A 12,740-nucleotide genomic window follows, 5' to 3' on the forward strand; every position below is an offset into this window, starting at 1 on the left:
CCGACCATCGCCCGTGAGGGGCGTCTCGAAGGGCCGCGGCGCGACGCTCCCGGGCGCGTTCAGGGGCTTCAAGAGCCCTCGGGGCTGAGGAGGAGCTTGCCCGTGGAGCGGCGCTGCTGGAGATCGCGGTGGGCGCGGGCCGCCTCCTCCAGCCGGTAGGTCCCGCCGACGGAGGCGTCGATCTCACCGTCGCGTAGCCAGCCGAACAGCTCCGCCGAGCGCTCCAGGAGTTCGGCCGGGTCGGTCGCGTGGTTGTTGAGTGTCGGACGGGTGAGGAAGAGCGAGCCGTGGGAGGCGAGCAAGCGCGGGTCGAATGCGGACACGGGGCCCGAGGCTTCGCCGAAGAGGACGAACGTGCCCCGCGGGCAGAGCGCTTTCAGCCCCGCCTCGAAGGTGTCGCGGCCCACGCCGTCGTAGACGACGTCGACACCGCGTCCCCCGGTCAGGTCGCGTACCTGGCCGGCGAGGTCGGTACCGCCGGCGGTCACCAGGGTCTGCCAGGCGCCCAGCGCCCGGACGGCCGCGGCCTTCGCCGGCGTGGAGACGGTGGCGATGACCTTGACGCCGTTGCGGGTGAGCATCTGGGTCAGGAGGCGGCCGACGCCTCCGGCGGCCGCGTGGACCAGGGCCGTCCCGCCTTCGCGCGCAGGGCGGGTGGAGGTCGTGAGGTAGTGGGCGGTCAGGCCCTGGAGCAGCAGGGCCGCCGCGTCCCGGTCCGTGATGTCCGCCGACAGGGGGACGGCGGCCCGCACGGGCACCACGACCTTCTCGGCGTAGCCGGCAGGGGCCGTGCACCAGGCTATGCGGTCGCCCGGCACGAGGGAGGTCACTCCCTCGCCCACGGCCGTCACCGTGCCCGCGCCCTCGGAGCCGGGAGTGAAGGGAGGGGACGGCTTCCCGCGGCCTTCACGCTCGTAGATGTCCTTGAAGTTGACGCCGATGGCCGAGGGACGAGCCAGCACCTCTCCGGGCCCGGGCGTCGGGGTGGGCAGTTCGGCGACGGTGAGGACCTCGGGGCCTCCGTACTGGGTGACGACGATGGCGCGCATGGTTCCTTCCGGGGCGGTGTGCGGGGGTGTAGAGGTCAGGGACGGGGGACGCGGAGGTCAGGGACGGGTGGTGTGCGGGGCGCGGGCGCGGGAGGGCAGAGCCGCGGGTACGGCCATGACGACGACCAGGAACGCGAGGGCGACGAGGGCGAGGCAGATCCGTAGCCCCGCCGGCCCGGGGGAACCGTCGAGCAAGGCGCCGAAGAGGGCGATCGCCACTGCCCCGCCGATCTGGCGCAGGGCGTTGAGCGCGCCGGAAGCCAGGCCCGACCGGTCGGCGGGCACTGCGCTCAGGACCACGGCGGGCAGGCTCGGCCCCATCAGCCCCGCGCCGAGCCCGAGCAGGGCACTGCCGCAGAAGAAGATCCACCAGCCGGGGTGTCCGCCGAGCGGCAGGAGCGCGCAGGCGCCGGCCGCGGCGGCCAGTGCACCGCCGATCAGCAGCGGGCGCGGGCCGGTACGGGTGACCGCCCGGGCCAGGACGAAGGAGGCCAAGGCCCACAGTGCGGCGAAGGGCACGAAGGACAGTCCCGCCCCGAGCGCATCGAGGCCCCAGGCGCTCTGCAGCCGCAGGGAGAGGGCGAACTGTGCACCGTAGGCACCGAACTGGAACAGCGCGCCGATGACCAGGCCGCAGGCGAACCGCGGCCGGGCGAGCAGGCCGAGGGGCAGCACGGGTGCCGCCGCACGGCGCTCGACAGCGACGAACACCGCGGCCGAGGCGAGGGTGACCGCCAGCAGCGCCCACGTCACGATGTCGGTCCAGCCTTGGGCCCCGCCCTCGATGAGCGCGCCGATGCCGCAGCCGACGACCATGACGGCCAGTGTCTGCCCGGCGGGGTCGAGGGCAGCTTCGCGGGTGGCGGAAGGCGGCACCTGCAGCCTGGTCAGCCACCAGGCCAGCAGTCCGACGGGCACGTTGATCAGGAAGACCGAGCGCCATCCGACGGCCGTGGTCAGCACTCCGCCGAGCACGGGGCCGAACACAAGGGCGAGGGAGCTGACCCCGCCCCAGACGGTGAGTGCCCTGGCCCGCAGGGCGAGGTCCGGGTACATGCGGGCGATCACTGCCAGTGAGGCGGGCAGCAGGCCGCCGGCGGTGACGCCCTGAAGCACCCGGGCGGTGACCAGGAAGCCCAGGCCGGGGCTCGCCGCGCATGCCGCCGAGGTCACGACGAACCCCAGCAAGGAGACTTCGAACACCCGCCGCGCGCCCCAGCGGTCGCTGACGGCCCCACCACTGAGCAGGAAGGCGGCCAGGGTGATGGTGTAACCGTTGATGAGCCACTCCAGGCCGGCCAGGCTTCCGGCGAGGTCCCCCCGGACGGCGGGCAGCGCGACGTTGAGGGCGCTGCTGTCCATGAGGACCATGAAGAAGCCGAGACAGACGGCGAAGAGGGCGAGCGGACCGGTGGGCCGGGAGGCTGCACCCGCTGCGCCCGGGGGCATGCTCCCGCCGGCCGCGTCCTGGCGGGATGGCGGGCGGCCGGGCATGACACACCACCGTGCTTCCTGGGACGTCTAAGGTATTTGACGGAGGTCGATCACCATGAATGTAAGACCAGAGTCGAACACTTCGTCAACCCCCCCGCCTCGCGCGCCGGATGAAGGGCGCGCCCAGTCACAGCGGGCCCGGAACCTCTCGCACGTCCATCCCGCCGACGTGACGCTGAGCGATGCGCTCACGGCCCTCGCCGATCCCGTACGGCGCACCATCGTGAAGGAGCTGGCGGGCGGGCCCGACTGGACCCGGGCCTGCGGCACGTTCGACCTGCCGGTCACCAAGGCGACGCGCAGCCACCACTTCGCGGTGTTGCGCCAGGCCGGCGTGATCGAGCAGCGGGACGTGGGTTCGCGCCGCCTGAACAGGCTACGCAGGCCGGAGTTCGACGCGGCCTTTCCCGGCCTGCTGGATCTGGTTCTGCACGAGCGCCGAGCGAGCCCCGGCGAGTCCTGAGCGATGAGTTCCGAAGACGGGTACGGCGGCGGGAAAAGATGGAAGACGTTCCTTTCATGACCGGATCCTAACCGGATGTGGTCCGGCCGTAAACGCAGTTCGGGTTTATAGGAACCTCACCACCGAAGCGCTCCGGTGAACCTGGCGAATGACCTCCACGCCATCGTCGCAGAGCGCCCTGGAAGCATGGGTAAAGGCACCGCCGACCGCCTGCTCCGACGGGCGCTGAAATTCATCCTGATGGCGTGGCACCGACCCCGCACCGGCGCCGCGCCACAACCTGGCTCCCCCTTTTCGCGGTTGCCCTTGCACACATCCGTCGAGCTGCTGTGATCGGCCGCAAAACCGGCCGCCGGACCGATTGTGAGTCGATTGTCGACCCGGCCTAAAAAATGGAACCAAGGGGAACTAAGGATTAGTTTAAATCTTCCAAGACTGGGGAAATCTATGCCTTTTAAAGTCGTTACATTCCCCATATCCGCTAATCGAATGAAATGTCCATGCATGGTGCATACATTTTACGGAGTTTTGATGGCGGCACCGAGCGACCGAAGTGCAAGCTTGTTCTACTGGTCCACGCGTATTCCGTGATACTGCACTTAATGGTGGTGTTATTGTGATGACGGGAATCATCGGTACTGAAACTGCTGAGCAAGAAATATGGCACGAACAACGCCGGCGCGTCGGCCTGTTAACCGAGCGGGAATGCCAGGTATTCCTTCTGCTGGGGGCTGGGTATTCGAACCGCAGAATTTCCGCACGACTTCAGGTGACCGAAGGAACAGTCAAGGCGCACATGGCGCAGATTCTCAGCAAGCTCCGTGTCGAGTCCCGGCTCCAGGCAGGTCTGGTCTCCCTCACGCACCAACTCTTCAACAAAGGTCCAATGGTTGCCGACCGCGAGGTCCGATAGAAATCTCCAGGGCGACGGCCGGACGTTCCATCCCGGCTCCCATCGGGATCGGGGACCGGGATCAGCCCCCGCGACGTCGATTCCCGCGGCCGTCGCCCCTGTTCGCCCTCCGGAAGGCGCAGGAGGACCGTTCCAGGAAAGTCCAGGAATGACAGACCCGGATCGACCTAGGAGAGCACGTGTCCGTTACCGATACCCATCCGCGGCAGGCGGGGCCGACCGCCGGCGCGGCCCCCGACCCGAGAGAGACCATGAGGAGTCTGCCAGGGCCCCTCCAGTCCCTACTCACCGTCTTCACGGGCAAACCCCTGGCCGGACAGGCCCCGTTCGGCTGGTCACCCACCTACCACCTGGCCGCCGCGGCCGCCGCGATGATCGTGGGAGCCGTCATCGGTGCGACCGGATGGGCGCTGGGGTCCTGGTTCCTGTTCCTGCTGCTGCCCGGCTGGGCCGTCACCCTGCACGGCATGCGCAACCTGCGCATGATGGTCTACCACCAGTGCTCCCACAAGAACATGTACCGCAAGCGCAAGCTCGACGCCGTCATCGGCCGGGCGACCTCCAGCCTCCTGATCATCCAGAACTTCGAGCGGTACAGCCGCGAGCACGTCAGCGACCACCACGCCGCTCACCACATGACCCTTCGGGACCCCACCGTGCAGGCGTTCCTCGTCAGCCTCGACCTGCACCCTGGCATGACACGACGCCAGATGTGGCGCCGTGTGCTGGCGAAGCTCGGCTCACCGCACTTCCACCTCGCGTTCGCCTTCGCCCGAACCCGCTCTTTCTGGAACAAGTCGGCCATGAGCGAGAAGGCCACCTCCCTGGTGCTCTACGGTGCCGCGGCCGCCGCCACGATCGCGACGGGCACGTGGGACGCCCTGCTCGTCGTCTGGTTCGTCCCGCTGATCCCGCTGTTCCAGGTCAGCAACACTTTACGCCTGTGCGTCAAGCACACCTTCCCCCCGGTCAGCACTGAAGTCCGGCGCGGCCGCGAGTACTTCGCCTCCCTGACCAACGCCATATTCATCGGCGAGCCGGCGCCCGACCGGGCCCTCCCCACCGGACGGCGCACGCTGGCCTGGGCCCGCTGGACCCTGCGCATGCTGTTCGTCCACGCCCCTTCCCGCTACCTGGTTCTCACCGGCGACACCGTCGTCCACGACTACCACCACCGCGCGCCTTCGAGCCGCATCTGGTCCGACTACCTCTTCGCGCGGCAGCAGGACGTCGACGCGGGGCACCCCGGCTGGCCCCCCTACCACGAGGTGTGGGGCCTGGTCCCGGCCATCAACTACGTCTTCGACTCCCTCGCGGCCGCCGACGCCGAGGAGTACGACGTCGCCCGGCTGCGCTCGGTCAGCAAGCGTGAGCTCTTCGCCGCCTTCGACGACTGATCCCCGCCCGGCCCACGCGCCATCACCCGCCCGGGCCACGGCGCCGACATCCGATCAGCCCGCGACGCCATCACCCGCCCGGCATCGTCACCCACCCGAAGGAGCAGCATTCCCATGTCGCACAGCGAACGCCGCCTCGTCATCCTCGGAGTCGCCGCCAGCGATAGCCACGCCGTCGCCAATCACCTCATCGCCCATGCCTTACGGGGCCTCGGCTTCGAGGTCGAGAACCTCGGCACCTGCACACCCGTCGAAGAATTCGCCCAGGCCTGCGAGCAGCACCCCGACGCGGAAGCCGTCATCATCGGCAGCCTCAACGGCCACGTCCACGAGGACCTGCGCGACCTTCCCGCCGCGCGCGAAGCCGGCCGCATCACCTGCCCCGTCATCGTCGGGGGCAACCTCTCCGTAGGCAGCAAGAAGGACCCCAGGGACCTGGAGCGCCTCCAAGCCCTCGGCGTCGATCGTATCCTCCAGGACCCGGCCCAGCTCCTTCCCGCACTCGACGAGCTGCGGGCGAGCCGGACGGCGGACCGGCAGCGCCTGCCCGTGATTTCATGACGAAGATCGGCTATCTGCCCGGGCACTCCGGGAGTCCCGGCACGGACGCCCTGCCGCCCCTCGCGGAGTCAGTCGACTACATCGCCTCCCTCGGCAAACCCACGGCCGCCCGCGTCCTCATGGACGCCCGCGACGCGGGCCGGGTGGCCATACAGCCGCGCTGCGGCGTCGGCGGCCATGAGGAGATGAAGGCCCTCCTGCGTGAACTTGAGGACCAAGCGGCCCCCGACATCCTCACCCTCACCATCGACTCGCACACCCGCCTCAAACGCTTCGAGCAGGCCCTGCGCTCCCTCAACCGGGCGCCCGCCGACCTCAACGGCTACCCCCTGGTCAGCCACGGCTACCTCCGCGGCCGGGAAGTCAACGAGTCCGTCGCCGCCCCGCTGGAGATACGCCACGGCTCGCCCGACGCCCGCATCCTCTTCGACGTCGCCGTCGCTTCCGGCATCACCTCCTTCGAGGGCGGCGGCATCTCCTACAACCTGCCGTACTCCAAGGCGGTCCCGCTCGCGGAGTCCATCGCCGCGTGGAACGCTGTCGATGCGGTGTGCGGGGAACTCGCCGGCCTCGGCCTGATCGTCGACCGTGAGCTCTTCGGCACCTTGACCGCCGTGCTCGTCCCGCCCTCGATCAGCCTCGCGATCAGCGTCCTCGAAGCGGTGCTCGCCGCCCGCGCCGGAGTGCGCTGCATCTCCGTCTCGTACCCGCAGAGCGGCCACCTCGTCCAGGATGTCGCCGCACTGCGGGCGATCCCCGTCCTCGCCCGCACCTACCTGCCCCCCGAGGTGGACGTGCACGCCGTCCTCCACGAATTCATGGGCGTCTTCCCCAAGAAGCGCGGCAACGCGGAGGACCTGATCTTCTACGGGGCTCTCGTCGCCCGGCTCGGCGGGGCCTCCAAACTCATCACCAAGACCTACCAGGAAGCGTTCGGCATCCCCGACACCCACGCGAACGTCGAGGGGCTCCGGCTCGCTGACCGTGCCAACTCGCCGCTCCTGGACTTCGTCAAAGCCGACGAGGAACGCGTCGCCGACGAGCTCTCCTGGATAGTCGACGAGGTCGCCGACATCGTCGAACCCGTCCTCGCCGCACCCGACACCAGGACCGCCGTGGTCGACGCCTTCGCGGCAGGCTGCCTGGACATCCCCTTCAGCGCCAGTCGCTACGCCAAGTCCGAGATCATCCCCAAGCGTGACGCCGAGGGCGCCATCCGCTATCTGTCCACAGGCTCCCTCCCGTTCGGCGACCGCACCCGGCGGCACAACAGCGACCTCCTCAAAGGCGCCGACCGCAAAGGTGCCAGTGGTACGGGCCCCGTCATCGGTTCGCTACTGACCGGCCTCACCGACGACATCAACTACTTCCCCGCCCTCTTCCGGGAAATGCAGAAAGAAACACAAGAAGAGGACGTCGAGTGACCACCGCCGCCCTCATCGGCTGAGCCGCGCCAGCTTTTCACGATTCGCTTCAGCTAGGAGAACTGATATGTCAACGGAAGCGGAAAGCGTACGCATCTGCATTGTCGGTGCCGGGCCGAGAGGGACCGTGGCGCTGGAGCGCATCTGCGCCAATGCCCCTGAAATCGCGGGGGACAAACGGGTGGAAGTGCATGTCGTCGATCCCTACCCAGCGGGAGGCGGGCGGGTGTGGCAGCTCGGCCAGTCGCGCCGACTGCTGATGAACACCGTCGCCGGGGACGTGACCGTGTTCACGGACGACACCGTTACCTGTGAGGGCCCGCTGACGTTCGGGCCCACGCAGTACCAGTGGGCGCGCATGGTCGCCGCGGGCGAGGTCACCGATGTGACCGATCAGGCGAAGGCCGAGGCCGCGGTGATGGAACCGTGGTCGTACGCCTCACGGGCCTTTCAGGGGGAATACCTCGGCTGGGCCTTCGCCCACATCATGCACAACGCGCCGTCCGGAGTCAGGATCCAGGTGCACCGGACGCGGGCTACCTCGCTCACCGAGTCCGCAGACGGCATGCAGCAGGTGTCGCTGGAAGGACAGGACCTGCCGCTGGCGGTCGATGCGGTGATCCTCGCGCAAGGCCACTACGACGTCGAGCCCACGGACAGGCAGCGTGATCTCGCCGGTTTCGCCTCCCGCCACGGTCTGCACTACGTGCCGCCGAGCAGCCCGGGGGAGGCGGACCTGGCGCCGATCGGTGCGGGTCAGCCCGTCGCTCTGCGGGGACTCGGGCTGAATTTCTATGACTACATGATCTTGCTCACCGAGGGCAGGGGCGGGCGTTTCGTCCCCGGTTCCGACGGCCGGCTGACCTATCTGCCGAGCGGCAACGAGCCGGTGATCCACGCCGGTTCGGGGCGCGGCGTGCCGTATCGCGCGCGGGCGGAGATCCGTCAGGAGATCGTGCCCCGCTACCGGGCGACGTTCCTGTCCGCAGACGAGATCGCCCGGCTGAGGGGCCCGGCGGGCACCGGTCGCACCGACTTCATGCGCGACCTGTTCCCCCTCGTGGCGAAGGAGGTCGCCTGGAACTACTACAAGGTGCTGTTGCAGGCCGATGACCCGACCGGGCACGCCCGGCTGCTGGCTGAGTATCCGCGGCACGCCTGGGGATCCCCCGAGATGGAGGCGCTCCTGAGCAACCTGGTGCCCGATCCGGAGCTACGCTGGAACTGGGAGGCGCTCGACCGTCCAGCGGACCGGAGGGAGTTCACCGACTCCGCCGATTACCGCGCGTGGATCCTTGGCATCCTCGATGAGGATCTGCGGCACTCCGATCTGGGCCCGGCCGTCAGCGCCATCAAGGCTGCCGCCGCGGTCATGCGAGACCTGCGCGACGAGGTGCGGCAGGTCATCTCCCACCGGGGCCTGAGCGGTGCTTCCTACCGGGACCACATCGACCACTGGTTCAGCAGCTTGAACAACTACGCCGCCAGCGGGCCGCCGGCCACGCGCGTCCGGGAGCTCCGCGCCCTGGTCGAGGCGGGGGTCGTCCAGGTGCTCGGCCCGCGTATGAGGATGACGGCGGACGAGGAGTCCGGCGCCTTCTTAGTCGGCTCGCCCCAGGTGCCGGGCGCGCCGCGTCGTGTGACGGCGCTCGTCGAGGCTCACCTGCCGACGACCGACGTGCGCCGGACCACCGACCCGCTGCTGGCGTCGCTGCGCACCGCGGGCGGATGCCGGGCCCACTTCATCCCCGACGCGGCAGGCGCCGGCTACGAGACGGGCGGTCTGGACGTCACGGATGTGACCTTCCAGGTCATCGACGGCCGGGGCGTTCCCCACCCGGCCCGATTCTCCTACGGTCCTCCGGTGGAGTCGGTGCAGTGGGTCACCGCGATCGGCGCCCGGCCGCACGTCAACTCCCGCACGCTGCTCCAGGGCGACTCGATCGCCCGGTCCTGCCTCAAGCAGGGCATGAGCCGGCTCGCCGGGACCGCGGGCTCTGCCGGGCGGGACGCGGAGCTGACGGCGCCCGTACGTTGACGAGGCCGCCGGACAGGCGGGACAAGAGGCATGGGGGCCGGTCAGCTTTGCTCCGGCCCGCTGCCGTGGGCCTCAGCCGTGGGCCTCAAGGGCGTCACGGACCTCGTGGACGTTGTGGACCTCATGGATCGCCTTCATCAGCGCGATGCCGGCCGGAGCACCGGCGTAAGCGGCGCATTGCAGGGTCACTTCGGCCATTTCTTCGTCGGAACACCCGTTGCGCAGGGCACCGTGGATGTTGAGGCGCAGCTCTTCGAGCCGGTTCAAGGCGGTGAGGAGGGCGAGGTTGAGGAGGCTGCGTGTCCGGCGGTCCAGACCCTCGCGTGCCCAGACCGAACCCAAGGGGTACGTCGTGATCAGGTCGAGCAGGGATTTCGCCGGGGGCCAGTGGCTCAGCGCAGGGAGTTGATGTGCTCGTCGCCCAGCACCTACCTGCGGATACGGTCGCCTTCCGCGTACCGTTCGGCCATGGACGGCTCGGGAAGGGTCGGTTCGGGCACGGACGGCTCGGGCGTTGACGATTCGGCGTGCATGGACGGTCCGGTCAATGCGCTGCGGAAGACGCGGGCTCGGAGGCAAGGGCGGGGGCGGGGGCGGGAAGGTTCGTGCACATCTCACCGCCGATCGCCCAGTTCTCCGTCGGGACGTCGCGGATGATGACGTAGATGCGTTCGCGCGAGCTCCCGCAGGTGCGCTGGAAGGCGTCGGTGAGCTCACGCGCCAGGGCGGCCTTTTGTGCTTCGGTCCGGCCGCGCAATATGTCGACAGAGATGACAGGCATGCAAATCCCTTCCCAGGAAGGTTCCGACAAAGGCAATCACCTCCATTTCTACCTTCGAAGCAGGGCAGCCGGGTATCCGACTTTGGTGCAAGAACTCGGCAGCGGAACCATGTGTCCCGGCGCCCGCGGCGCGGTACGCGCAGCGGTATTCGGCGACTGGGCAGGACCGTGTGGGTGCCGGGAATTATGTCACCGGGCACCGGGGCTGACCTGTTGGTTCGGTTCTGCCAGACCTCAGGAGCAGCCAGCCGTTCTGAGGCACCATGCCGGTCGTGGTGATACGGCTGATCTACCTGCTCGCCTGCCAGACCTTCCGATGGCTTGCTCTGCTCGCCCGCTCGGACGCCTCGAAGGACACAGAGATTTTGATGCTCCGGCATCAACTCGCCATCGCACGCCGTGCCCAGCCACGGCCGTGCTTCTCCTGGAGTGACCGGGCCGTCATGGCGACACTGCTCCGGATGATCGTCAGCAAGCAGCGGCGTTCACAAGTGGCCTTGCTGATCTCTCCGCGGTCGGTCCTGCGCTGGCACGCACGACTCATCGCCTGGAAGTGGACCTACCCATCCCGTCGTCCGGGCCGACCACCCAAACCAGAGGCCCTGCGCCAACTGGTCCTGCGTCTGGCGCGGGAGAACCCTGGATGGGGATACCGCCGCGTCCACGGGTAGCTCCGCGGCCTGGGGCACAACGTCGCCGCCTCGACCGTCTGGTCGATCCTGAAGGAGGCCGGGACCGACCTGTCGCCGAAGCGTACAGACCGCTCCTGGGCCAACTTCCGCAAAGCCCAGGCCTCCGCGATCGTAGCCACCGACCTGTTCGACATCGATACGGTCTTCCTGCGGCGGTGGTTCGTGCTGTTCTTCATCGACCACGGCACCCGGCGGGTGCACATCGCAGGCATCACCCGACACCCGACCGGACCCTGGAACGGTCATCGATGAAATTCAGCAGATCCGCAAGACAGCGGAGGCCGAGGCCGGGCTGTGACCGACTGGATCTGGGAGTACAACCCGAGCGAGGAGCACGTCGCTGGCGGACGTGCGCCGGGCGTAGTGGCAGAGGTTGAGCGGCTGGCAACCGAGCTCGCGGCCCTCGGAGTTGACGCGGCAAAGGTGGGCCGACCCTTGGACCGGGAAGGCGGACTCGGGGAATTTGACATTCTCGGCGGACGCGGCTTTATCAGCTTCCTCGCAGTGGCGCGCCACCACTGCGTCTACGTCTGCAGTATCACCTGGTACGGCTGACGTCGCCCGCGTTGCGCTCGAGGCAGGAAGATCAATCGGCCTGTCCCCCTCGGAACTACGATTCTGTCTCTGGCCTGCAGCTTCTCCGCTCTGAGCGGCGGCCTGTACGGCGTCTGGGATGATCTCCCGATGCCACTGTCGATCGTGTGCCGTTCAGAAACGTGTCACTGCTGGTCATGCTGCGTACCTGTACTTATTGATCAGGCGCCGCCAAGGACACGGGTCCGGAGCAGCCGTCGTGGGGTATTCAGGTCGGTCAGCGGCGCAGTGTGGTGGTCGGTGAGGGGAGGTAGTTGCTCTCGGGCCTGATGCGGTCGATGTCCGTTGTGGTGTCCGGCGTAGGTGCTGAGAACACGGAGAGCGTGGCGCTCGCTCCAAAGCAACAGGTGGTCGAGGGCCTCGCGCCGTAGTGTCCCGATGACCCTCGCGCAGTGTGCGTTCATCCGCGGGGGCTGCGGGGCGATCTTGACGGTTTCGATTCCCTCAGCTTCGAAGACGGCGCTGTCACGTTGTTGGGTGTGTGAGTGTCTGATGGGGCGTCGGGGTGTGGTGGGCTTGCGTTTCGGGCCTGGGGTCAGGCCGTGGTGGGCCGGCTTGCAGCGCCGGTGATCTGGTCCCAGATGGCGAAGCGGGTGGTCATCTCGGCGCGGTAGTGGGCGGCGGTCATCAGGTGGCGGCGGGGCCGGAAGTGGGGTGAGATGCCGCTGAACGCGGACAGGAACCGCTGTGCTCCACCGATGCTGCGGAATCCCTTCATCGCGCGTTCGCGCTGCCGGGTGGGCTGGTGGCTGTTCTCGGCCCGGTTGTTCAGGCCCTTGTGGGAGCGGTGCTCGACCGAGGGCATCACCTCGCGGTGGGCCGCCCCGTAGGAGCGCAGCTTGTCCGTGACGACTACCCTCGGCACCGAGCAGGTCGTCTTCAGCAGGCGGCGGAAGAAGCGCCTGGCCGCAGCGGTGTCCCGCCGGTTCTGGACCAGGATGTCGAGCACGTTGCCGTCGGCGTCGACGGCTCGCCACAGGTACTTCTGCTCTCCGTTGATTTTGATGAAGACCTCGTCCAGGTGCCACTTGTCGCCGGGCCGGGGTCGCCGGCGGCGCAGGCCGTTGGCGTAGGCCTGGCCGAACTTCGCGCACCAGCGGCGGACAGTCTCGTGGGAGACGATCACGCCGCGCTCGAGCATCAGTTCCTCGACCTCGCGGAAACTGAGCGGGAAGCGGAAGTACAGCCACACGCAGTGGGAGATGATCTCCACCGGGTACCGGTGCCCCTTGTACGACGGCGACGCGCCCCCCACGGACGATCCCCCTCCACCATGATCAACTCGAAGATCCTCCCACGCCATTCGCCAACGTGACAGTGCCTGGGAGAGGCTG

The 12,740-nt window shown here is 68.4% G+C and carries 14 protein-coding genes; 8 read left to right on the plus strand and 6 right to left on the minus strand.

What is annotated here, in order from left to right:
- Nucleotides 1-68: 68 nt before the first annotated feature.
- Both ABT115_RS23160 and ABT115_RS23165 read right to left on the minus strand, forming a co-directional pair.
- Nucleotides 69-1,049: a quinone oxidoreductase family protein gene (locus tag ABT115_RS23160; RefSeq protein WP_351792999.1), complete on the minus strand. Its 981-nt coding sequence runs from the start codon at nt 1,047-1,049 to the stop codon at nt 69-71.
- Nucleotides 1,050-1,106: 57 nt separating this feature from the next.
- Nucleotides 1,107-2,543, minus strand: coding sequence for an MFS transporter (locus ABT115_RS23165; protein ID WP_351793002.1), 1,437 nt, complete (start codon nt 2,541-2,543; stop codon nt 1,107-1,109).
- Between the two features lie 55 nt (nt 2,544-2,598).
- On the opposite strand from ABT115_RS23165, the gene ABT115_RS23170 reads away from it, so the two are divergent.
- The 6 genes from ABT115_RS23170 (at nt 2,599) to ABT115_RS23195 (ending at nt 9,339) form a co-directional block, all read left to right on the plus strand.
- A complete protein-coding gene (locus ABT115_RS23170) occupies nt 2,599-3,006 on the plus strand; it encodes an ArsR/SmtB family transcription factor (RefSeq protein ID WP_397803641.1) in 408 nt (135 codons plus the stop codon).
- 619 nt (nt 3,007-3,625) lie between these two features.
- Complete coding sequence (locus ABT115_RS23175; RefSeq protein ID WP_216346804.1) at nt 3,626-3,919, plus strand: response regulator transcription factor; 294 nt, start codon at nt 3,626-3,628, stop codon at nt 3,917-3,919.
- Nucleotides 3,920-4,098: 179 nt separating this feature from the next.
- Nucleotides 4,099-5,316 carry a stearoyl-CoA 9-desaturase gene (locus ABT115_RS23180; protein ID WP_351793005.1) on the plus strand — a complete coding sequence of 406 codons (1,218 nt, stop codon included), beginning with the start codon at nt 4,099-4,101 and terminating at the stop codon, nt 5,314-5,316.
- Nucleotides 5,317-5,430: 114 nt separating this feature from the next.
- Nucleotides 5,431-5,877 carry a cobalamin-dependent protein gene (locus ABT115_RS23185; protein ID WP_351793008.1) on the plus strand — a complete coding sequence of 149 codons (447 nt, stop codon included), beginning with the start codon at nt 5,431-5,433 and terminating at the stop codon, nt 5,875-5,877.
- Nucleotides 5,874-7,301, plus strand: a complete 1,428-nt coding sequence (locus ABT115_RS23190) for a methylaspartate mutase (RefSeq protein WP_351793010.1) — start codon at nt 5,874-5,876, stop codon at nt 7,299-7,301. Before ABT115_RS23185 ends, ABT115_RS23190 begins: the two co-directional genes overlap by 4 nt.
- A 67-nt stretch (nt 7,302-7,368) precedes the next feature.
- On the plus strand, nt 7,369-9,339 hold the full coding sequence (locus ABT115_RS23195) for an FAD/NAD(P)-binding protein (RefSeq protein ID WP_216347937.1): 1,971 nt from the start codon (nt 7,369-7,371) through the stop codon (nt 9,337-9,339).
- A gap of 72 nt (nt 9,340-9,411) precedes the next feature.
- On the opposite strand, the gene ABT115_RS23200 is transcribed toward ABT115_RS23195, so the two are convergent.
- Entirely contained in the window at nt 9,412-9,957 is a 546-nt protein-coding gene (locus ABT115_RS23200) for a carboxymuconolactone decarboxylase family protein (RefSeq protein WP_351793012.1), read from the minus strand.
- Nucleotides 9,884-10,120 carry a 2-hydroxymuconate tautomerase gene (gene thmT, locus ABT115_RS23205; RefSeq protein WP_351793015.1) on the minus strand — a complete coding sequence of 79 codons (237 nt, stop codon included), beginning with the start codon at nt 10,118-10,120 and terminating at the stop codon, nt 9,884-9,886. Before thmT ends, ABT115_RS23200 begins: the two co-directional genes overlap by 74 nt.
- A gap of 272 nt (nt 10,121-10,392) precedes the next feature.
- Between thmT and ABT115_RS23210 the strand changes: the two genes are divergently transcribed.
- Complete coding sequence (locus ABT115_RS23210; RefSeq protein WP_351793018.1) at nt 10,393-10,791, plus strand: helix-turn-helix domain-containing protein; 399 nt, start codon at nt 10,393-10,395, stop codon at nt 10,789-10,791.
- 315 nt (nt 10,792-11,106) lie between these two features.
- On the plus strand, nt 11,107-11,367 hold the full coding sequence (locus tag ABT115_RS23215) for a hypothetical protein (RefSeq protein ID WP_351793021.1): 261 nt from the start codon (nt 11,107-11,109) through the stop codon (nt 11,365-11,367).
- Between the two features lie 200 nt (nt 11,368-11,567).
- Here the strand turns inward: ABT115_RS23215 and ABT115_RS23220 are convergent, their stop codons facing one another.
- Nucleotides 11,568-11,810, minus strand: a complete 243-nt coding sequence (locus ABT115_RS23220) for an integrase core domain-containing protein (protein WP_351793023.1) — start codon at nt 11,808-11,810, stop codon at nt 11,568-11,570.
- 131 nt (nt 11,811-11,941) lie between these two features.
- Nucleotides 11,942-12,709 carry an IS6 family transposase gene (locus ABT115_RS23225; RefSeq protein WP_502969144.1) on the minus strand — a complete coding sequence of 256 codons (768 nt, stop codon included), beginning with the start codon at nt 12,707-12,709 and terminating at the stop codon, nt 11,942-11,944.
- Nucleotides 12,710-12,740 lie beyond the last annotated feature (31 nt).

Origin of the sequence: Streptomyces sp. NPDC001832 (genome assembly GCF_040297265.1) — a bacterium.
GTDB lineage: Bacteria > Actinomycetota > Actinomycetes > Streptomycetales > Streptomycetaceae > Streptomyces.